This window comes from Kitasatospora sp. NPDC057223 (genome assembly GCF_042669755.1).
Classification (GTDB): Bacteria; Actinomycetota; Actinomycetes; order Streptomycetales; family Streptomycetaceae; genus Kitasatospora.
Genome location: NZ_JBHUWW010000034.1, coordinates 1 through 19,661, shown reverse-complemented (window position 1 = coordinate 19,661; position 19,661 = coordinate 1). Strand labels below are relative to the sequence as shown.

The window sequence follows — 19,661 nt, the reverse complement described above, 5'->3', positions numbered from 1 at the left end:
CCCGCACGCTCTGCGCCGCACCGCTACGCGCGTCGGTGGCCCGGCTGGCACCCCCGATGGACACCGTGGCCGCCTACCACTTCGGCTGGATCGACCGGGACGGCACGCCCGTCCAGGGCGACAGCGGCAAGGCCGTCCGCCCCGCGCTGGCCCTGCTCTCGGCGCAGGCCGTGGGCGCCCCGGCCGAGGTCGGCGTACCCGGCGGGGTATCGGTTGAACTGGTGCACAACTTCTCGCTGCTCCATGATGATCTGATGGACGGTGACGAGACCCGACGGCACCGGGCCACCGCCTGGACGGTCTTCGGCCCGGCCCAGGCGATCCTGGTCGGCGACGCCCTGGCGACCCTCGGCACGGAGGTGCTGCTGGACGCCGCCGTGACGGGCGGCGCGAGCGCCACCGACGCGGCGCGCGCCGTGCGGCTGATCACCACGGCCACCCGCAAGCTCATCGACGGCCAGGCCCAGGACCTCTCCTTCGAGCACCGCGACCTCGTCACCGTCGAGGAGTGCCTGGAGATGGAGGGCAACAAGACCGGGGCCCTGCTCGCCGCCGCCGCCGCGATCGGCGCGGTGCTGGCCGGCGCCGACGAGCGCACCTCGGACGCGCTCCAGCGCTACGGCCACCACCTCGGCCTGGCCTTCCAGGCGGTCGACGACCTGCTCGGCATCTGGGGCGCCACCGAGGTCACCGGCAAGCCGCACTGGGGCGACCTGCGCCAGCGCAAGAAGTCGCTGCCGGTCGCCGCCGCACTGGCCGAGGGCAACGCCGCCTCGCGGCGCCTCGCCGAGGAGCTGGCCGACCCGGAGGGCCGCGGCGAGGAGAGCGAGCCCCAGCTCGCCGCCCGGGCCGCACTGATCGAGGAGGCCGGCGGCCGTTCCTGGACCCAGGACGAGGCCCGCCGCCAGCACAAGACTGCCCTCGCCGCTCTGGACGAGGTGCCCATGTCCGACGGGGTGCGCGAGCACTTCGTCGCACTCGCCGAATTCGTGGTGGTACGAGAGAGGTGACGTCAAGTTGACAGCAACTGCGGACGGCCGGCTCGACCCTGAGTACGATTCCGAGCCGGTCGCGGTGGGCGAGCACCCACCGGCGCCTGAACGCCTGAACGGGCACCAGGCGCCGGTTGCGGCCCCGCCCCTGCCACCCGCGAACGCCGCGCGGTGGGAGGCCGACGGGAAAAAACCGGTCCGACAAGCTGATGAGCCCACTGCCACTGCACCACTGGTGGGGGCCGCCTCCGCCAAGGAGGCCCTGGGTCGCGCCAGCACCCACCTGCTCTCCCTGCAGAGCTCGGAGGGCTGGTGGAAGGGTGACCTGGAAACCAACGTCACGATGGACGCCGAGGACTTGTTACTGCGTCAGTTCCTCGGCATCCGGGACGAAGAACTGACCAAGGCCACCGCCGAGTGGATCCGCTCCCAGCAGCGCGAGGACGGCACCTGGTCGACCTTCTACGGCGGCCCGCCGGAACTCTCCACCACGGTCGAGGCCTACGTCGCCCTCAAACTCGCCGGGGACGAGCCCGGCGCCCCGCACATGCAGGCGGCCGCCCGGCACATCCGCGCGAACGGCGGGATCGCCGCCACCCGGGTGTTCACCCGGATCTGGCTGGCCCTGTTCGGCTGGTGGCCGTGGGAACGGCTGCCCGAGATGCCGCCCGAGATCATGTTCCTGCCCAAGTGGCTGCCGCTGAACATCTACGCCTTCGGCTGCTGGGCCCGGCAGACGATCGTCCCGCTCACGGTGGTGTCCGCCCACCGCCCGGTGCGCCCCGCCCCCTTCACCCTGGCCGAGCTGCACACCGACCCGGCGAATCCTTTCCCCGAACGCCCGCTCGCCCCGCCCACCACCTGGGACGGCCTCTTCGAGCGCCTCGACAAACTGCTGCACGCCTACCACCGGCGCGCCCTGCGCCCGCTGCGCCGCACCGCCCTCGCCCAGGCCGCCCGCTGGATCGTCGAGCGGCAGGAGGCGGACGGCTGCTGGGGCGGCATCCAGCCCCCGGCCGTCTACTCGCTGATCGCCCTCCATCTGCAGGGCTACGAACTGGAGCACCCGGTCATGCAGGCCGGGCTCGCCGCCTTCGACCGCTTCACCGTCCACACCGAGGACGGCAAGCGCTGGCTGGAGGCCTGCCAGTCCCCGGTCTGGGACACCTGCCTGGCCACCATCGCACTGGTCGACGCGGGCGTCGGCGCCGACCACCCGGCCCTGGTCTCCGCCGTCGACTGGATGATCGGCGAGGAGATCACCCGGCGCGGCGACTGGTCCGTGCAGCGGCCCTCGCTGGCCCCCGGCGGCTGGGCCTTCGAGTTCGAGAACGACAACTACCCCGACATCGACGACACCGCCGAGGTCGTCCTGGCCCTGCGCCGGGTCGCCCACCCCGACCCCGGCCGGGTGGCCGGCTCGGTCGAGCGGGCCGTCGACTGGAACCTCGGCATGCAGTCCAAGAACGGCGCCTGGGGCGCCTTCGACGTCGACAACACCAGCACGCTGCCCAACAAGCTGCCGTTCTGCGACTTCGGCGAGGTCGTCGACCCGCCGTCCGCCGACGTCACCGCGCACGTCGTCGAGATGCTCGCCGAGGTCGGCAAGGCGGACGACCCGCGCACCCGCCGGGGCGTCCGGTGGCTGCTGGAGAACCAGGAGGCCGACGGCTCCTGGTTCGGCCGCTGGGGCACCAACTACATCTACGGCACCGGCTCCGTCCTGCCCGCGCTGACCGCCGCCGGCGTCCCGGTCGGGCACCCGGCCGTCCGCCGGGCCGTGGCCTGGCTGGAGGACCGGCAGAACGCCGACGGCGGCTGGGGCGAGGACATGCGCTCCTACGAGGACCCGGAGCACTGGGCCGGGCGCGGCGACTCCACCGCCTCGCAGACCGCCTGGGCCCTGATGGCCCTGCTCGCCGCCGGCGAGGGCCCCGACGGCCGGGCCAACCCCGCCGTCGAACGCGGCGTGGACTGGCTGGTCCGCACCCAGCTGCCGGAGGGCACCTGGGACGAACCCCAGTTCACCGGCACCGGGTTCCCGTGGGACTTCTCCATCAACTACCACCTCTACCGGCTGGTCTTCCCCGTCACCGCGCTCGGCCGCTACGTCAACGGCAACCCCGCCCTCGGCGCCGGAGCCGGCCCGGCGGGCGCGGCGGCCGGGATCGGGGCGGCCCGATGACATCCGCGAACCCCGCCCCGCTGCTGGTGCTCTGCGCCCTGGGCCCGGAGGTCTGGGCGCTGCGCGGCGGCGACTGGTCCGGAGCGGCCGGCGGACCGCCGGTGCTGGTCCGCACCGGCATGGGCCGGCGCCGGGCCGGACTCGTGGTCAGACAGCTGCTGACGGCGGCCCCCGACGGATACGGCGGGCTGGTCGTCGCCGGCTTCGGCGCCGCGGTGGCGCCGGGAACGAGGCCCGGCGACGTCATCGTCGCGAACGGGGTGCGCGACGCCGAGGGCAACCTCTTCGCGATCGACTCCGGCCCGGCCCTCGCCGAGGCCCTGCGCTCCAGGGGCCTGACCACCCACATCGGTGTGCACCACACCGCCGACCACGTCGTGCGCGGGCTGGAGCGCCGCGCCCTGCACGCGCAGGGGGCACTCGCCGTCGACATGGAGGCCGCCGCCGTGCTGGCCCGCCTCCAGGAACTCCGCCCGGCCGCGGGCCAGGGCGGGGCGCTGCCCGCGGCGGTCCTGCGGGTGGTCGTCGACACCCCCGAACGCGAGCTGATCCGGCCGGGCACGCTGCCCGCCGGACTGCGCGCCTGGCGTACGCTGCGCGCCGCCGTGCCCGCCCTCGTCGACTGGCACCGGCAGACCTGCCGGCCTCCGGCCGAGCTCCACCGCACCCACCCCACATCCTCGACGCTCCCTCAGGAGGCGAGCTAGTCATGGCAATGCCGCTGCGCCAGACCGTGCGGGTCAGCACCTATCTCATGCAGCAGAAGCTCATCAAGCGGCGGGAGAAGTTCCCGCTGATCGTCGAGCTGGAGCCACTGTTCGCCTGCAACCTCGCCTGCGAGGGATGCGGGAAGATCCAGCACCCCGCCGGAGTGCTCAAGCAGCGCATGCCGGTCGCGCAGGCGGTCGGCGCGGTCCTGGAGTCGGGTGCGCCGATGGTCTCCATCGCGGGCGGGGAGCCGCTGATGCACCCGCAGATCGACGAGATCGTCCGCCAGCTCGTGGAGCGCCGCAAGTACGTCTTCCTCTGCACGAACGCGCTGCTGATGCGCAAGAAGATGGACAAGTTCACCCCCTCGCCGTACTTCACCTTCACCGTGCACATCGACGGGCTGCGTGAGCGGCACGACGCCTCGGTGGCCAAGGACGGCACCTTCGACGAGGCGGTGGAGGCCATCAAGGAGGCCAAGCGGCGCGGCTTCCGGGTCACCACCAACAGCACCTTCTTCAACACCGACACCCCGCAGACCATCATCGAGGTGCTCGACTACCTCAACGACGAGCTCAAGGTCGACGAGATGATGATCTCCCCGGCCTTCGCCTACGAGAAGGCCCCCGACCAGGAGCACTTCCTCGGCGTCGAACAGACCCGGGAGCTCTTCCGGAAGACCTTCGCCGGCGGCAACCGGCGCCGCTGGCGCCTCAACCACAGCCCGCTCTTCCTGGACTTCCTGGAGGGCAAGGTCGACTTCGAGTGCACCGCCTGGGGCATCCCGAACTACTCGCTGTTCGGCTGGCAGCGCCCCTGCTACCTGATGTCCGACGGCTACGTCCCGACCTACCGCGAGCTGATCGAGAAGACCGACTGGGCCAAGTACGGCCGCGGCAAGGACCCGCGCTGCGAGAACTGCATGGCGCACTGCGGCTACGAGCCGACGGCCGTCCTCGCGACCATGGGCTCGCTCAAGGAGTCGATCAGGGCGGCCCGCGAGACCATCGCCGCCAACCGCGGGCACTGACACCGGCCCGGCACGGGCACCCCACCCGCTCGTGCCGGGCCGCCCCCGCCCCACCGGTCAGCCCAGTACCGAGGTGAAACCATGTCACTGCTGTCCACGATCAAGGGGCCGGCCGACCTCAAACACCTGCCGGCCGCCGAACTTCCCGTCCTCGCCGAGGAGATCCGCGACTTCCTGATCGACGCCGTCACCCGGACGGGCGGCCACCTCGGCCCCAACCTCGGGGTCGTCGAGCTCACCATCGCCCTGCACCGGGTCTTCGACTCCCCGTACGACCGGATCGTCTGGGACACCGGGCACCAGAGCTACGTCCACAAGCTGCTCACCGGCCGGCAGGACTTCAGCCGGCTCCGAGCCAGGGGCGGGCTCTCCGGCTACCCCTCGCGGGCCGAGTCCGAGCACGACCTGGTGGAGAACTCGCACGCCTCCACCGCCCTCGCCTACGCCGACGGCCTCGCCAAGGCCGCCCAGCTGCTCGGCCAGCACGACCGGCAGACCGTCGCCGTGATCGGCGACGGCGCACTCACCGGCGGCCTCGCCTGGGAGGCCCTCAACAACATCGCCGAATCGCAGGACCGCCCGCTCGTCATCGTCGTCAACGACAACGAGCGCTCCTACGCGAAGACCGTCGGCGGGCTCGCCCACCACCTCTCCACACTGCGCACCACCCAGGGCTACGAACGCTTCCTCGCCCTCGGCAAGGGCGCCCTGCAGCGCACCCCGCTGGTCGGCCAGCCGATCTTCGAAGCGCTGCACGGCGCCAAGAAGGGCTTCAAGGACGCGTTCGCCCCGCAGGGCATGTTCGAGGACCTCGGCCTCAAGTACCTCGGCCCGATCGACGGGCACGACACCGCCGCCGTCGAGCAGGCGCTGCGCCAGGCCCGCGGCTTCGGCGGGCCCGTCATCGTGCACTGCCTGACCGTCAAGGGCCGCGGCTACCGCCCCGCCGAACTGGACGAGGCCGACCGCTTCCACGCCGTCGGCCCGATCGACCCGTACACCTGCCTGCCGATCTCGCCCAGTGCCGGCACCTCCTGGACGTCCGTGTTCGGCAGCGAGATGCTCGCCGTCGGCGCCGAGCGGCCCGACGTCGTCGCGATCACCGCCGCGATGCTCCAGCCCGTCGGACTGGCGAAGTTCGCGCAGGCCTACCCCGACCGGATCTTCGACGTCGGCATCGCCGAGCAGCACGCCGTCACCAGCGCGGCGGGCCTGGCCACCGGCGGCCTGCACCCGGTCGTCGCGGTCTACGCGACCTTCCTCAACCGGGCCTTCGACCAGGTCCTGATGGACGTCGCGCTGCACCGCCTCGGCGTCACCTTCGTGCTCGACCGGGCCGGCGTCACCGGCACCGACGGCGCCTCCCACAACGGCATGTGGGACATGTCCGTCCTCCAGGTCGTCCCGGGCCTGCGGCTCGCCGCCCCGCGCGACGCCGACCAGCTCCGCGCCCAGCTGCGCGAGGCGCTGGACGTCGGCGACGCCCCCACCGTCGTGCGCTTCCCGAAGGCCGACACCGGGCCCGCCATCCCCGCCGTCGAGCGGATCGGCGGCATCGACGTGCTCCAGCGCACCGGCCCGGCCCCGGAGATCCTGCTGGTCGCCGTCGGCACCACCGCCCCCGCCTGCCTGGACGCCGCCGCCCTGCTGCTCGCCGAGGGCTTCACCAGCACCGTCGTCGACCCGCGCTGGGTCAAGCCGGTGGACCCGGCGCTGCCCGGCCTCGCCGCCGCCCACCGGCTGGTCGTCACGGTCGAGGACAACGGCCGGGCCGGCGGCGTCGGCGCGGCCGTCGCCCAGGCGCTGCGGGACGCCGGGGTGGACACGCCGCTGCGCGTCCTCGGCATCCCGCAGGAGTTCCTCGCCCACGCCTCGCGCGGCGAGATCCTGGAGGAGATCGGCCTCACCGGCACCGGCGTGGCCGCCCAGACCGCAGCCATCGCCAAGCACCTGCTACCGACCCGAGGAGCGGACCAGCGCCATGCCGGCTGACCCCACCGACCCGCACCGGAGCGAACCGGGCTTCGACCTCGCCGCCCTGCTCGCCGAGCGCGGCGCCGAGCGCTACGAGCTGCACAGCCGCCACCTCAACCCGCAGCTGCCGCGGATGCTGCACACCATCGGCTTCGACAAGTACTACGAGCGCGCCGAGGGCCCGTACTTCTACGACGCCGAGGGCAACGAGTACCTGGACATGCTGGCCGGGTTCGGCATCTTCGCGCTCGGCCGCCACCACCCCGTCGTCCGGGCCGCCGTCCAGCAGGTGATGGACCTCGACCTGCCCGACCTCACCCGCTTCGACTGCCCGCCGCTGCCCGGCCTGCTGGCCGAGGCACTGCTCGCGCACACCCCCGGACTGGACCGGGTGTTCTTCGGCAACAGCGGCACCGAGGCCGTCGAGACGGCGCTGAAGTTCGCCCGGTACGCCACCGGGCGGCGCCGCGTCCTCTACTGCGACCACGCCTTCCACGGGCTGACCGCGGGCTCGCTCTCCGTCAACGGCGAGAGCGGCTTCCGCAAGGGCTTCGACCCGCTGCTGCCCGACACCGCGATCCCGCTCGGCGACCTCGGCGCGCTGGCCCGCGAGCTGAAGAAGGGGGACGTCGCGGCGCTGATCGTCGAGCCGATCCAGGGCAAGGGCGTGCACGCGCCGCCGCCCGGCTGGCTGCGCGCCGCGCAGAGCCTGCTGCACGAGCACAAGGCGCTGCTGATCTGCGACGAGGTGCAGACCGGTGTCGGCCGCACCGGCGAGTTCTTCGCCTACCAGCACGAGGAGGGGGTGCTGCCGGACCTGGTCTGCGCGGCCAAGGCGCTCTCCGGCGGCTACGTGCCGATCGGTGCGACGATCGGCAAGAGCTGGATCTTCGAGAAGGTGTACTCCTCGATGGACCGCGTCCTCGTCCACTCGGCGAGCTTCGGGTCCAACGCGCAGGCGATGGCGGCCGGCCTGGCGACGCTGCACGTGCTGCGCGAGGAGAAGGTGGTCGAGAACGCCCGCCGGGTCGGCGACCTGCTGCGCGAGCGGCTCGCCGCGCTGACCGACCGGTACGAGCTGCTGGCCGAGGTCCGCGGCCGGGGCCTGATGATCGGCATCGAGTTCGGCCGGCCGAAGTCGCTGAAACTGCGCACCGGGTGGACGGCCCTGCAGGCGGCCCGCAAGGGCCTGTTCGCGCAGATGGTGGTGGTGCCGCTGCTCCAGCGGCACAGGATCCTCACCCAGGTCTCGGGGGACCACCTGGAGGTCATCAAGCTGATCCCGCCGCTGACCGTCACCGAGCGGGACGTGGACCGCTTCGTCGACGCCTTCACCGACGTGATGGACGACGCCCACCGGGGCAGCGGCCTGATGTGGGACTTCGGGCGGACGCTGGTCAGGCAGGCGGTCGGCAGCCGCTGACGGCCGGCGGGCTCAGGCGGGCGGCTGGACGGTGGTGAAGAACCCGCCGAGCAGCCGGGCGTCGGCGCTGCCCGGGTCGAGTTCGCCGTGCTGGGCGGTCACCTCCGCCGCGTACGCCTCGGCGTCGTCCTGCGGCTCGTAGCCGAGCGCCCGGGCGGAGGACAGATCCCACCAGGCCCGGGTGTTGGCGCTGATGCCGTTGACGACGGTGTGGCCGACCCCGGGCGCGGTCAGGGCGGCGTGCACCAGCCTGGCGCAGTCGGCCGGGCTGAGCCAGGTGGCGAGCATCCGGGGCGAGCGCGGCCGGGGGAAGCAGGAGCCGATCCGGATCGAGACCGTCTCCACGCCGTACTTGTCGGCGTAGAGCGAGGCCAGGCCCTCGCCGAAGACCTTGGACAGCCCGTAGAAGGTGTCCGGCCGGGGCGGGACGTCGGTGCCGATCAGGCCCTCGCCGGTCAGCGGGGTGAAGCCGACGGCGTGGTTGCTGCTGGCGAAGACGACGCGCTTCACGCCCTCCAGCCGGACGGCCTCGTACAGGTGGTGCAGGCCCTCGATGTTGCTGCCGAGGATGGCGCCGAAGGAGTCCTCCAGCGAGATGCCGCCGAGGTGGACCACGGCGTCCACCCCGTGGACGGCCTCGCGGACGGCCGCCGCGTCCCGCAGGTCGAAGGCGAGCGCGTCCTCGGCCCCCTCGACCGGCAGCAGGTCGGCGAGCCTGAGCCGGTAGCCGTACGGGGGGAGCAGTTCGCGCAGCAGCGTGCCGACGCCGCCGGCCGCGCCGGTGAGCAGGATGGTCGGGGGCATCACAGTGTCCTGACGGTGTGGGTCTTGATGTGGTCGAGGTCGAGGTCGTCGCCCAGGCCCGGGCGGTCGGGGAACCGCACGATACCGTCCGCGTCGATCGCGTCGATGACGGAGTTCAGGTGCGGCGGCACCTCGTCGAAGTCGAACTGCGGGTGCAGCAGGCCGCGTTCGTACCAGCGGCCGTTGGTGGTGGCACCCAGCAGGGCGAGGTTGCCGGAGCCGTTGCCGTGCACCTCGCAGTCCATGTTGAAGGCCTCGGCGAGGTGCAGGGTGCGCACGGCCGGGGTGATGCCGCCGACGTCGGTGGTGCCGGTGCGCAGGATGTCGCAGGCACCGGAGGTGACCCACTCGGCGCGGGTGAAGTTCTTGCCCCAGGCGGTCTCCGGGCCGATCACCGGGATGTCCAGCTGGTCGGCGAGCCACCGGTAGGAGGAGACCGAGGCCTCCTCCATCGGCTCCTCGAACCAGTAGTAGTCCAACTCCTGGAGTGCGCGGCCGAGTTTGAGCGCCTCGGTCCGGGAGTACCAGTGGTTGGCGTCCAGCATCAGGTCGATGCCGGGGCCGACCGCCTCGCGGACGGCGGTACAGGCGGCGATGTCCAGGGCCACCGACGGCGCGCCGGGCACCGGCGGCATCCAGGTGTGCAGCTTGATGGCCCGGTAGCCCTGTTCGACGAGCCGGACGGCGAAGGCGGCGAAGTCGGCGGGGGTGGCGAGGCCGCCCGGCGTGGTGTCGCCGCACATGGTGGAGGCGTAGGCGGGGGCGCTGCTGCGGGCGCCGCCGAGCAGCTTCCAGACCGGCAGGCCGGCGCGGTGGCCCGCGAGGTCCCAGAGGGCCAGGTCGACGAAGCCGAGCGCGCGGTCGGTGAGGCCGCCGTGGGCCCCGCGCTGGCGGCGGGCCAGCGAGGTCCAGAGCCGTTCGCGCTCCAGCGGGTCCTGGCCGAGCAGCGCCGGGCGGATGTGCTTGTCGAGGACGGCGGTCCGCAGGTGGTCGGGCTGGACGAGGACGCGGCCCGCCGCACCGTCGGTGTCGGTGACGGTGAGCAGCGCCTCCCGCACCTCGTGGGCGGGGGAGGGGTGGCGGTGTCCGTGCGCGTCCACGGCCGTCCGGGCGACGGTGGTGAAGAGCGACACCTCGATGCGTTCGATCGTCGGGGTCATCCGGCTCACCCGTTCTTGGACTTGAAGTCGGCCTGGGCCTTGGTGAGCGCGTCCGCGATGCCCTTGGCGAAGTCGGCCGCGGACATCTTGCCGAGCAGGACCTTCTGGAACGCCGGCTCGGCGTCCGTCTTGGTGATCTTCGAGTACTGGGGCAGGTAGACCGGCGGCTGGACGAGCCTGGTGCCGGACGCGTTGAGCAGGTCGCCGGCCTCCTTGGTGATGCCCGACTTGGTGTACCAGTCGTCGGCGTACGCCTCGGTGTTGGCGGGGATCTGGCCGACGTTCTCGTTCCAGTAGCTGTTGGAGGCGTGCGAGTCGAGGAACTCGATGAACTTCCAGGCCTCCGCCTGGTGCTTGGAGTTCTTGAACAGGCCGAAGCCGTCGACCGGGTTGGCCAGCACGCTGGTGCCGTCCGGGCCGGCCGGCAGCAGGAACCCGGCCACCTTGTCGCCGAGCGCCGTCCTGACGTCCCTGGTGGAGCCCAGGTTGTGGTGCACCATCATCACCTGGTTGGCCTGGAACTGGGCGATCATCTGCGGGTACGCGTTGGAGACGTCGGCCTCGGGCGTGGTGGTCTTGTACTGCGCGGCGATCTTCTCGATCAGGGCGACGTTCTTCGGGTCGTCGACGGTGGACTTCCCGCTCGCGTCGAACATCTCGGCCAGCCCGGAGTAGGCGTAGGCCTCCGAGAGCACCTGGAACCCGGCGCCGGAGCCGCCGCGGATGGTGAAGCCGTACTGGTTGGCGCCCTTGTCGGTCAGCTTGGCGGCGTCGGCGAACAGTTCGTCCCAGGTCTTCGGCGCTGCGAGACCGGCGGCCTTGAACTTGTCGGCGCGGTACCAGATGACGTCCTGGTTGCCGGAGGACGGCAGTTGGAACAGCCCCTTGCCGCCGCTCGCGGCCTTCGAGGTGGCGAGGAAGTTGGCGGCGATCTTCCCGTTCAGCGCGCTCTTGGCGTACAGGTCGTCGAGCGGGGCGAGCGCCTTCTGCGCGGTGAGCGAGGCGAGCAGCGCGGTGGTGACGCCGCCGACGTCCGGGGTGCTGTTGGAGGCGATGGCGGTGTTGTACTTCTCGCCGACCTCGGAGCTGGTGACGCCGACGTACTTGACGGTGATGTCCGGGTTGGCCTTCTCGAAGTCGTCGATCAGGTGCTGGAACAGCGGCGTTCTCGCCGGGCCGGCGTTGTTGTCCCAGTAGGTGATGGTGACCTTCGCACCGCCGCCCGAGTCGGCGGACGATCCGGTGGAGCTGCAGGCGGTGAGCAGCCCGAGGGCGGCGAGGGCGGCGGCGGTGGTGCGCAGGGTGCTCGACATGGCTTGGTCCTGACGTGTGGGTGACGGGTGGGGGATGCTCAGCCCTTGACGGCGCCGGCGCTCATGCCCTGGACGAGGTACTTCTGGACGACCGCGAAGACCAGGACGACGGGGACGGCGGCCACCACCCCGCCTGCGGCCAGCGCGCCGAAGTCCACGGTGTTCTCGCCGATCGTGGTCTGCAGCCCGACCGGGACGGTCTGCAGCTCCGGGTCGTTGAGGAACATCAGCGCGAAGAGGAAGTTGTTCCAGCTGCCGATGAAGGCGAACGAGCCGACGGCGACGATCCCCGGGCGCAGCAGCGGCAGCACCACGGCGAGGAAGGCGCGGATCCGCCCGCAGCCGTCCACCATCGCCGACTCCTCCAGCTCGACCGGGACGTTCCGCACGAAGCCGCTCATCAGGATCATCGCCAGCGGGAGCTGGAAGGTCGTCTCGGCGATGATCAGGCTCCATCGGGAGTTGATCAGGTCGAAGGTCTGGAAGATGTTGAAGAGCGGGATCAGCATCATCGCGCCCGGTACGAACTGCGTGCAGAGCAGCGCCAGCATGAACAGCCGCCGGCCGCGGAACTCGAACCTGGCGAGGGCGTAGCCGCCCATCAGGGCGAAGAAGGTGACGAACAGCAGGGTGAGCAGGGCGATCCAGACACTGTTCTGGAAGTAGACCCGGAAGCCCATGTCGTTCCAGACGGTGCCGAAGTGCTCCAGCGTGACCGGCCAGGGCACCAGCGAGGTGGACCCGGCCGGGCGCAGCGCGAACAGCAGCATCCAGTAGAACGGGACGACGGTGAAGACCAGGTAGAGGGCGAGCGGGAGGAACAGCCGCAGGATCCGGCTGCCCAGCTCGCCCCGGCGGGCGGCGGCCGGTGGGAGGACGGCGGTGGCGGTGGTCACGGCGGGGCTCTCCACGGGGGTGGTCCGGGCAAGGGGGGCGTGCTGCAGGCCGCTCACCGCTGCCGGCCGAACTTGCTCAGCCGCAGGTAGAGCACCGAGCAGAACAGCAGGATCACGAACGCCGCTGTGGTGAGTGCCGAGCCGTACCCGAAGTCGTAGGACTTGCGCGCGAGTTGGGCGACGTAGAGCGGGAGGCTGGTGGTCGCGCCGGCCGGGCCGCCGTTGGTCAGGGTGTACAGCAGGTCGACGTTGTTGAACTCCCAGACCGAGCGCAGCAGCGTGGCCAGCACGATCGCGTCGCGTAGGTGCGGGAGTGTGACGTGCAGGAAGCTGCGCACCCGGCCGGCGCCGTCGATCGACGCCGCCTCGTACAGCTCCTTGGGCACGGACTGCAGGTCGGCGAGGATGAGGATGGCGAAGAACGGTACGCCGCGCCAGAGTTCGGCGGTCACGGCGGCACCGAAGACGGTGTCGGGGTTGCCGAGCACGGAGGTGCCCGCGTTGCCGACGCCGATCTCGGACAGGTAGTGGAAGACGCCGGTGGCCGGATTGTAGAGCAGCATCCAGATGCTGGTGGTCAGCACGCCGGAGACGGCCCAGGGCGAGAAGACCAGTGCCCGCGCCATCGCCCGGCCGACGAAGGTCTCGTTGACGATCAGCGCCAGGGCGAGCCCGAGCAGCAGTTGCAGCAGGACTTCGGCGACGACCCACTTGGCGGAGAAGGCCAGGCTGCTCCAGAACCGGTCGTCGCCGAGCATGGTCCGGAAGTTGCCGAGGCCGACGAAGGCGTCGTCGTACGGCTCGTTGACCACGTGGTGCTGGAGTGCGTAGTAGACGACGCTGCCGACCGGGATGAGCAGGAAGACCGCGAGCAGCAGCACGGTCGGGGAGATCAGCGCGTACGGGGCGAGGGCCCGGCGCAGGCGGGGGCCGCGCTGCCCGGCGGGTGGTGGCCCGGGCGCGGGCGGCCTGACGGTGGTCCTGTCGGCGAGAGCCACGGTGAGCTCGCCTCCTCTCGGGCCGGTTCCACGGGAGCCGGGGCCCCTACGGCAGGGGCTCGGCAGCGGGGTCGGCAGCTCGGCACGGCGATGTGCGGTGGGCGCAGGGGGGTGTGACGGTGTCTCGGGGAACTGCCATGATTCGACACGCTCATGGACAGGGTTCACATGCTTGGACACCCTAGGTTTGCGCTGTCCCGCCGTCAACCCCCTGTCACTGCCCGGAAAAACCGGGAGATCGAGGGAGCTTTGGCCAGTTCGGCGTTCATAGATGTGTCCAGCAATCAGAATGATGTATAACGCTGTCATCCCCAGAAACCCTCACCCTCCCACCGAACCCGGAGAGCGCCCGCCATGCCAGAGATCGCCGCGTCCCTCGTCGACCGCCTCGACGGCCTCCTCTTCTTCCCCGTCACCGCCTTCGCGCCCGACGGCAGCATCGACATCCCGGTCTTCCGGGCCCACGTCAGGTCCCGCATCGACCACGGCGCCGCCGCGGTCTTCGCCGCCTGCGGCACCGGCGAGTACCACGCGCTGGGCCTCGACGAGTACGAGAGCGTGATCGCCGCCGCCGTCGAGGAGGCCGCCGGCGCCGTCCCCGTGGTGGCGGGCGTCGGCCACGGCACCGCGCTCGCCCTGGAGTTCCTGGCCCGCGCCGAACGGGCGGGCGCCGACGGCGTGCTGGCCCTGCCCCCGTACCTGATCACCCCCTCGCAGGAGGGCCTGCTGCGGCACTACACCGCTATTGCCGGGGCCACCGAGCTGGAGATCATCGTCTACGCGCGCGACAACGCGGTGTTCGACCCGGAAACCGTCGTGCGGCTCGCCGCGGTCGACAACATCGTCGGACTCAAGGACGGCATCGGCGACCTCGACCGGATGCAGCGGATCGTCTCCGCCGTCCGCACCGCCCGCCCCGGACTGCCGTTCCGCTACTTCAACGGCCTGCCGACCGCCGAACTCACCGGCCTCGCCTACCGGGGGATCGGCATCACCCTCTACTCCTCGGCCGTCTTCTGCTTCGCCCCCGACCTGGCCCTGGCCTTCCACAAGGCGCTCGGCAGCGGCGACGACGACACCGTCAACCGGCTGCTGGACGGCTTCTACCGGCCCCTGGTCGAGCTGCGCAACCAGGGGCGCGGCTACGCCGTCTCGCTGGTCAAGGCTGGCGTCCGGATGGACGGCCTCGACGTCGGCACCGTCCGCTCCCCGCTCACCGAGGCCGCGCCCGAGCACATCGCACAGCTCGCCGAACTCATCGAGCGGGCCCGCACCCTGCTCTGAGCAGGACCGCCCCACGTGGGCGCCGGGCCCCGGCGCCCACGTCCCCTCCCGATCCAGGAGACCCGGCCGTGCGCAGCTCCGCCTTCCTCTACCCGTGGGACGTCGTCGGCGACCCCGGCGCCCCGAAGCGCCTCGCCGCGCTCGGCGTCCAGCAGGCCACCCTCGCGGCCGCCTACCACTCCACCCGGGCGCTGACCCCGCGCCATCCGGACACCCGGATCGTCACCGCCCGGCACTCCGCCGTCTACTACCCGCCGGACCGGGCCCGCTGGCGCGGGCGGGCGCTGCGCCCCTACGAGCAGGGCTGGGTGCCGGGGCCCGACCCCTTCGAAGCCGCCCGGTCGGCCCTGGCGGCGGCCGGGATCGACGTGCACGCCTGGGTGGTGCTCGCCCACAACTCCCGCCTCGGGGCCGAGAATCCGCGCATCACGGTGCGCAACGCCTACGGCGAGCGCTACCCGTGGGCACTCTGCGTCGCGCAGCCGGAGGTGGTCGAGTACGGCGCGCTGCTGGCGGCCGAGGCCGCGGTGCGGCCGGGAGTGGGAGGTGTGGAGCTGGAGTCCTGCGGCTGGTACGGGCTCGCGCACCTGCACGCCCACGACAAGATCGCCGGAGTGCCGCTCGGCCCGGTCGGGCAGTACCTGATGTCGCTCTGCTTCTGCGACTCCTGCGAGCGTGGCTACGCCGGCGCGGGCACCGACCCGGCCGCGCTGCGGGCAGGCGTCCGGGCGGCGTTGGAGCCGCTCTGGCGCGGCGGGGAGGAGCCGTCCGGCGGCAGCGAGCGGGAACGGATCGAGGCGCTGCTCGGCGCCTGCCCGGCCGGGGCGGCGCTCGCCCACCGCGCGGCGGCGGCGTACACGTTCCAGCGGACGGCGGTCGAGGCCGTCCGGGCCGCCGCCGGGCCGGGATTCCGGATCCTGCTGCACGCCGACCCGGTGACGCACCACACCGGCGCCAACTGCGGGGTGGAGGTCGACCGGGTGCTGGGATTCGCGGACGGCCTGGTCGTCCCGGCGCCGCTGGTGGCCGGAGCCGCGCCGCTGCTCCCCGCGGGCGCCGTGCTGGCGGCCAACCTGGGCATCGTCGCGGGCGCCGGCGGCGACCCGGCGGGCCTGTACGCCCCCGAGGGCGCCACCGAACTGCGGCTCTACCACGCGGGGTTGGCGTCCGACGACGACCTGCGGAAGACGGCGGCCGCGCTCCGCGCCCTCGGCTGAGGGTGCGCAGCGCGGCCCCGGCGGGCGGTCAGGCGGCGGGCGGCCAGTGCAGCTCGGCGGCCGTGATGTGCCGGTCGCCGAGCCGGCGCAGGCTGCCGGTCGGCAGCAGGCGCTGCCCGTGCAGCTCGCGTGCGACCAGCCGGGCCACCTCGATCGCGCCGTGGGCCTGGAAGTGCGTGTTGTCCGCCACGCCGTCCGGGTAGTTGGGGAGTTCCCCGGCCGCGGACCAGAGGAAGTAGGACTCGGTCGCCGCCGCCCCCAGCGCCTCCCAGCGGGCCAGGCTCAACGCCTGGAGGTCGATCAGCGGGACCTGCTCCCGGGCGGCCAGGTCCCGCATGGCCTGCGGGTAGGCGCCGTGCGAGGCGTACGCGTGCCCGGCGCCGTCGAAGCGGCGGCGTTCGACCGGGGTGACGAGCACCGGCAGGGCGCCCCGGCGGCGGGCGCCGTCGAGGTAACGGCCCAGGTACTCCTGGTAGGTGGTGTAGGGATCGGTGCCCCGGGCCGGGTCGCCGGTCTTCTCGTCGTTGTGCCCGAACGAGACCAGCAGGCGGTCACCGGGGCGGATGTCGGCGAGCAGCGCGTCCAGCAGCCCGAGGTCGGCGAAGCTCTTCGAGCTCGCCCCCGACAGGGCCCGGTCGTCGACGGCGAGGCCGCGGGCGGCGAACACCGGCAGGGCCTGGCCCCAACCGGCCCTGGGCGCGAGGTCGCCGGCGTAGACGGAGGCCGTGGAGTCGCCGGCCACGAACACGGTCGTCCGGCGGCCCGCCGCCTCGGCCCTCCCGGCAGCGGCGAGGGGGAGCGCGGCGAGCAGCGGTGCGGCGGTGGCCACGGCGGCGAACCGGCGTCGGCTGAGTGCGGTCATGGGTCGGTCTCCGATTCGGTGGGAGGCGTCAGCAGGCCCAGGGGGTCCAGCCGTCGCTGCCGGTCAGGTAGGTCTCGCGGGTGTGCAGCGCGGCCTGCGCCCTGGTCAGCCGGGGCCGTTCGGCCGGGACGGTGACCACCGCGCCCGGCCCGTCGTTGGCGTACTCGGCGAAGCGCTGCTGCTGCCAGGGGTAGGAGGCGGACATGTCGGCGTACGGCGCCGGGGCGTTGATGCCGGCGCCGATCGTGCTCCGGCGGACGGTCAGCATCGGGTGGGCGGTGGGGTCGCTGCTCGGCACCCAGGGGCGGGCGAGCCGGAAGGCGCCGGGGGCGGCCGTGCTGGTGAACCGGCAGTGCTGCGCCAGGAACCCGTGCGGATTGGCGCGGGCGGTGCTGGGCGCGAACACGAAGCCCTCCGGGGTGAAGGTCACGTCCCGTTTGAGGGTGCGCAGTTCGCAGCGGTCCAGGACGGCGGTGGCGCGGCCGAACACGAAGTCGACGTCGCCCTCGACGTAGCAGCGGTCGAAGTACTGCCGGGCGAAGGCGGCCAGGTTCGCCGAGTCCGCGTAGAGGGTGTCCTGGTGGCCGAGGAAGCGGCAGTTGTGGAAGGCGCAGCGGTCGCCGGTGACCTTCACGGCGACGGCCTGGGTGCCGGTCACGGTGGGATTCGCGGCGCGCAGCCAGTCGTTGGCGAAGGTGAGGTCACGGGCGGTGAGGCCGTCGGCCTGCAGCGTGACGCTCGCGCTGCCGGTCGTCCCGTACGTGCCGCCGCCGGGCTTCGGCGTGCCGGCGGCGGTGTCGTGCACGATCACGGTGTCGGCGGGCCGGCCGGTCGCACCGAGCAGGGTGAGGGACGGGCGGGACGGCGGGACGAGGACCCGCTCCCGGTACGTCCCGGCAGCCAGCACGATCGTCCAGCCGCCTTCCGGCGTGCTCGCGTCGACGGCCGCCTGCAGGGTGCGGTGGTCGCCGCGTCCGGCCGGGTCGACGTACGACGTACGGGAGTCGCGGCGGGCCGCCGGGGAGCCGTACGGGCCGAAGGGCGGCTTCGCAGCGGCCCGGGCGGGGCCGGTCAGGGCGAGGCTGAAGGCGGCGGTGGCGCCCAGCAGGACGCTGCGGCGGGGCAGGGGCATGGCGGCTCTCCCTGGAGGTGGCGGGTGCCGGGCGGGCGGGGGCGGGCCCCGGCGCGGTGGGTGCGCCGGGGCCCGTGGGGGCGGTGCGGATCAGGGGCCGGTCACGGCCGGACCAGCGGCGGATCAGAGGCGGCCGGCTCCGGCCAGGGCGCTGACCAGCCACGGGACGGCGCGGGCGGGGGAGACCTGGGCGCGCAGGGTGGGCGTCCACCCCGCGCCGGCGGCGAGCGGCGTGGTCGGATTGGCGGCGTTGAACGCGCCGATCAGGTCGGTGGCCCTGCCGTTGACGAGGTTGCCGGAGTCGGTCAGCGCGGTACCGCCCCAGTTGTAGATCAGCTTGGCGGCGGCGATGTCGGAGGGCAGCCTGAAGTAGTTGGCCTCGGCGACGATCTGCGAGAACTTGCCGACGCCGAGGGCGTACTCGAAGTCCCCGGACTCGGGGGCGTAGTAGTTGTTGTAGACGTCGACCTGGCCGTAGCGCACCCGGGGCGAGCGCTGGACGGTGTTCTGCCAGAAGTTGTGGTGGAAGGTGACCCGCAGGTGGCCGGAGTCGACGGGCGAGTTGTTGCTGCTGCCGACCAGGTTGGTCTTGTCGTGGTCCTTGAAGACGTTCCAGGACGCGGTGACGAGGTCGGCGCCCTTGGTGATGTCCAGCTGGCCGTCGTGGACCTGGTACGGCCGGTCGTAGTAGAGCGGCTGGGCGGAGTCCTGGTTGGCGCCGTCGGTGAAGGTGTTGTGGTCCACCCAGACATGGGTGGCGTTGTAGAGCGCGACGGCGTCGTACTCCGAGTTCCAGTTGCCGGTGGCGCCGTCGGTCGGGTCCCACTGCGGGAAGCAGTCGGCGGCGTCCTCGACGGTGAGGTTGCGGATGATGACGTTGTCGACGTTCTTCACCATCAGGCCGCCGCCGAGCAGCCGGCCGCCGTGGACGCCGACGATCGTGGTGTTGGACCCCACGTTGATCTGGACCTTGTCGGCCTGGATCTTCTGCGAGGCATCGCGGGCGTCCTCCTGGGCACCGGAGGGCACCGCCGCGGTGCCCCAGACCGCGGGGTCGTACGCGGCGAGGTAGGCCGCCAGGGTGTATCCGTCGGTGCTGTAGTCCTCGCAGCTCAGGTGCCTGGCGGAGTCGTCGGAGTTGAGGTCGATGGTGCCCGCGACGTAGATGATCTTCGGGGTGGCGTTGGAACCGTTCGTGGAGTTGGTGCCGCCGAGTGCGGCGACCAGCTGCGCCCGGGTCCGGACCGTCACGGTGTGTGCGGCGTCGGCCCGGCTGCCGCCGGTGGTGCCGGTGGTGGCCGAGCCCCAGCCGTCCTTGGCGCCGAGCACGGCGTGGCCGGTGCCGGTGGTGGCGGCCGCGCCGGGTGCGGAGACGACGGCGAGGCCGAGGCAGAGGGCGGTGGCGGTGAGCAGGGTGCCGGCCGGCCGGATCGATCGGGAGACGCGCATGGCTGGGCTCCTCGTCCTGGAGGGATGCGGCGCGTGGTGCGCGGGCGCCGGATGCGGGGGCGGTGCGCGGGTGGTCGCGCCAGGGCGTGGTGCGGGCGGCGGTCCGCCGCCATCCAGGTTCATGAGTATGAACTCTGGTCGCATCCATGGCCGGACACTAGAGAGCCCGGCTCGGTCCTGTCAATAAGTTGGGCGGGCATGCAAAAGCGGCGCCCCGCACGTGAAGTGCGGGGC

Annotated in this window: 16 protein-coding genes; 8 read left to right on the top strand and 8 right to left on the bottom strand. The window is 72.5% G+C overall.

The window, feature by feature from the left end:
• Positions 1-56 precede the first annotated feature (56 nt).
• The 6 genes from ACFUK0_RS15070 to ACFUK0_RS15045 all read left to right on the top strand — a co-directional run bounded on the left by ACFUK0_RS15070 (position 57) and on the right by ACFUK0_RS15045 (position 8,312).
• Entirely contained in the window at positions 57-1,010 is a 954-nt protein-coding gene (locus tag ACFUK0_RS15070) for a polyprenyl synthetase family protein (RefSeq protein WP_380250130.1), read from the top strand.
• 217 nt (positions 1,011-1,227) lie between these two features.
• Entirely contained in the window at positions 1,228-3,177 is a 1,950-nt protein-coding gene (gene shc / locus ACFUK0_RS15065) for a squalene--hopene cyclase (protein WP_380250058.1), read from the top strand.
• On the top strand, positions 3,174-3,884 hold the full coding sequence (locus ACFUK0_RS15060; protein WP_380250056.1) for a 1-hydroxy-2-methyl-2-butenyl 4-diphosphate reductase: 711 nt from the start codon (positions 3,174-3,176) through the stop codon (positions 3,882-3,884). The genes shc and ACFUK0_RS15060 overlap by 4 nt, the downstream gene beginning before the upstream one ends.
• A gap of 2 nt (positions 3,885-3,886) precedes the next feature.
• Complete coding sequence (gene hpnH / locus ACFUK0_RS15055; RefSeq protein WP_380250054.1) at positions 3,887-4,915, top strand: adenosyl-hopene transferase HpnH; 1,029 nt, start codon at positions 3,887-3,889, stop codon at positions 4,913-4,915.
• Between the two features lie 81 nt (positions 4,916-4,996).
• Entirely contained in the window at positions 4,997-6,907 is a 1,911-nt protein-coding gene (gene dxs / locus ACFUK0_RS15050) for a 1-deoxy-D-xylulose-5-phosphate synthase (protein WP_380250052.1), read from the top strand.
• Entirely contained in the window at positions 6,897-8,312 is a 1,416-nt protein-coding gene (locus tag ACFUK0_RS15045; RefSeq protein ID WP_380250050.1) for an aspartate aminotransferase family protein, read from the top strand. Before dxs ends, ACFUK0_RS15045 begins: the two co-directional genes overlap by 11 nt.
• Positions 8,313-8,324: 12 nt before the next feature.
• On the opposite strand, the gene ACFUK0_RS15040 is transcribed toward ACFUK0_RS15045, so the two are convergent.
• Genes ACFUK0_RS15040 through ACFUK0_RS15020 form a run of 5 tightly spaced genes read right to left on the bottom strand, consistent with a single transcriptional unit; the run spans position 8,325 to position 13,483 of the window.
• A complete protein-coding gene (locus ACFUK0_RS15040; protein ID WP_380250048.1) occupies positions 8,325-9,116 on the bottom strand; it encodes an NAD-dependent epimerase/dehydratase family protein in 792 nt (263 codons plus the stop codon).
• Positions 9,116-10,276: an enolase C-terminal domain-like protein gene (locus ACFUK0_RS15035; RefSeq protein ID WP_380250046.1), complete on the bottom strand. Its 1,161-nt coding sequence runs from the start codon at positions 10,274-10,276 to the stop codon at positions 9,116-9,118. Before ACFUK0_RS15035 ends, ACFUK0_RS15040 begins: the two co-directional genes overlap by 1 nt.
• 5 nt (positions 10,277-10,281) lie before the next feature.
• Positions 10,282-11,589 carry an ABC transporter substrate-binding protein gene (locus tag ACFUK0_RS15030; RefSeq protein WP_380250044.1) on the bottom strand — a complete coding sequence of 436 codons (1,308 nt, stop codon included), beginning with the start codon at positions 11,587-11,589 and terminating at the stop codon, positions 10,282-10,284.
• Between the two features lie 38 nt (positions 11,590-11,627).
• Positions 11,628-12,485, bottom strand: a complete 858-nt coding sequence (locus ACFUK0_RS15025; protein WP_380250042.1) for a carbohydrate ABC transporter permease — start codon at positions 12,483-12,485, stop codon at positions 11,628-11,630.
• Positions 12,486-12,538: 53 nt separating this feature from the next.
• Positions 12,539-13,483, bottom strand: coding sequence for a carbohydrate ABC transporter permease (locus tag ACFUK0_RS15020; protein WP_380250040.1), 945 nt, complete (start codon positions 13,481-13,483; stop codon positions 12,539-12,541).
• Positions 13,484-13,837: 354 nt separating this feature from the next.
• On the opposite strand from ACFUK0_RS15020, the gene ACFUK0_RS15015 reads away from it, so the two are divergent.
• Both ACFUK0_RS15015 and ACFUK0_RS15010 read left to right on the top strand, forming a co-directional pair.
• On the top strand, positions 13,838-14,767 hold the full coding sequence (locus ACFUK0_RS15015) for a 5-dehydro-4-deoxyglucarate dehydratase (protein WP_380250038.1): 930 nt from the start codon (positions 13,838-13,840) through the stop codon (positions 14,765-14,767).
• 68 nt (positions 14,768-14,835) lie between these two features.
• Positions 14,836-15,984, top strand: coding sequence for a hypothetical protein (locus ACFUK0_RS15010; RefSeq protein ID WP_380250036.1), 1,149 nt, complete (start codon positions 14,836-14,838; stop codon positions 15,982-15,984).
• Between the two features lie 28 nt (positions 15,985-16,012).
• Here the strand turns inward: ACFUK0_RS15010 and ACFUK0_RS15005 are convergent, their stop codons facing one another.
• The 3 genes from ACFUK0_RS15005 to ACFUK0_RS14995 form a co-directional block, all read right to left on the bottom strand.
• A complete protein-coding gene (locus ACFUK0_RS15005; protein WP_380250034.1) occupies positions 16,013-16,846 on the bottom strand; it encodes a rhamnogalacturonan acetylesterase in 834 nt (277 codons plus the stop codon).
• 28 nt (positions 16,847-16,874) lie between these two features.
• Complete coding sequence (locus tag ACFUK0_RS15000) at positions 16,875-17,978, bottom strand: pectinesterase family protein (protein ID WP_380250032.1); 1,104 nt, start codon at positions 17,976-17,978, stop codon at positions 16,875-16,877.
• 123 nt (positions 17,979-18,101) lie between these two features.
• On the bottom strand, positions 18,102-19,427 hold the full coding sequence (locus tag ACFUK0_RS14995; RefSeq protein ID WP_380250030.1) for a polysaccharide lyase family 1 protein: 1,326 nt from the start codon (positions 19,425-19,427) through the stop codon (positions 18,102-18,104).
• Between the last annotated feature and the right edge of the window lie 234 nt (positions 19,428-19,661).

Bases quoted from the DNA above. Each gene is read 5' to 3' on its own strand.
- ACFUK0_RS15070 (WP_380250130.1), top strand. From the start codon at position 57: ATGGACACCGTGGCCGCCTACCACTTCGGCTGGATCGACCGGGACGGC.
- ACFUK0_RS15060 (WP_380250056.1), top strand. From the start codon at position 3,174: ATGACATCCGCGAACCCCGCCCCGCTGCTGGTGCTCTGCGCCCTGGGC.
- hpnH (WP_380250054.1), top strand. From the start codon at position 3,887: ATGGCAATGCCGCTGCGCCAGACCGTGCGGGTCAGCACCTATCTCATG.
- dxs (WP_380250052.1), top strand. From the start codon at position 4,997: ATGTCACTGCTGTCCACGATCAAGGGGCCGGCCGACCTCAAACACCTG.
- ACFUK0_RS15045 (WP_380250050.1), top strand. From the start codon at position 6,897: ATGCCGGCTGACCCCACCGACCCGCACCGGAGCGAACCGGGCTTCGAC.
- ACFUK0_RS15040 (WP_380250048.1), bottom strand. From the start codon at position 9,116: ATGCCCCCGACCATCCTGCTCACCGGCGCGGCCGGCGGCGTCGGCACG.
- ACFUK0_RS15035 (WP_380250046.1), bottom strand. From the start codon at position 10,276: ATGACCCCGACGATCGAACGCATCGAGGTGTCGCTCTTCACCACCGTC.
- ACFUK0_RS15030 (WP_380250044.1), bottom strand. From the start codon at position 11,589: ATGTCGAGCACCCTGCGCACCACCGCCGCCGCCCTCGCCGCCCTCGGG.
- ACFUK0_RS15015 (WP_380250038.1), top strand. From the start codon at position 13,838: ATGCCAGAGATCGCCGCGTCCCTCGTCGACCGCCTCGACGGCCTCCTC.
- ACFUK0_RS15005 (WP_380250034.1), bottom strand. From the start codon at position 16,846: ATGACCGCACTCAGCCGACGCCGGTTCGCCGCCGTGGCCACCGCCGCA.
- ACFUK0_RS15000 (WP_380250032.1), bottom strand. From the start codon at position 17,978: ATGCCCCTGCCCCGCCGCAGCGTCCTGCTGGGCGCCACCGCCGCCTTC.
- ACFUK0_RS14995 (WP_380250030.1), bottom strand. From the start codon at position 19,427: ATGCGCGTCTCCCGATCGATCCGGCCGGCCGGCACCCTGCTCACCGCC.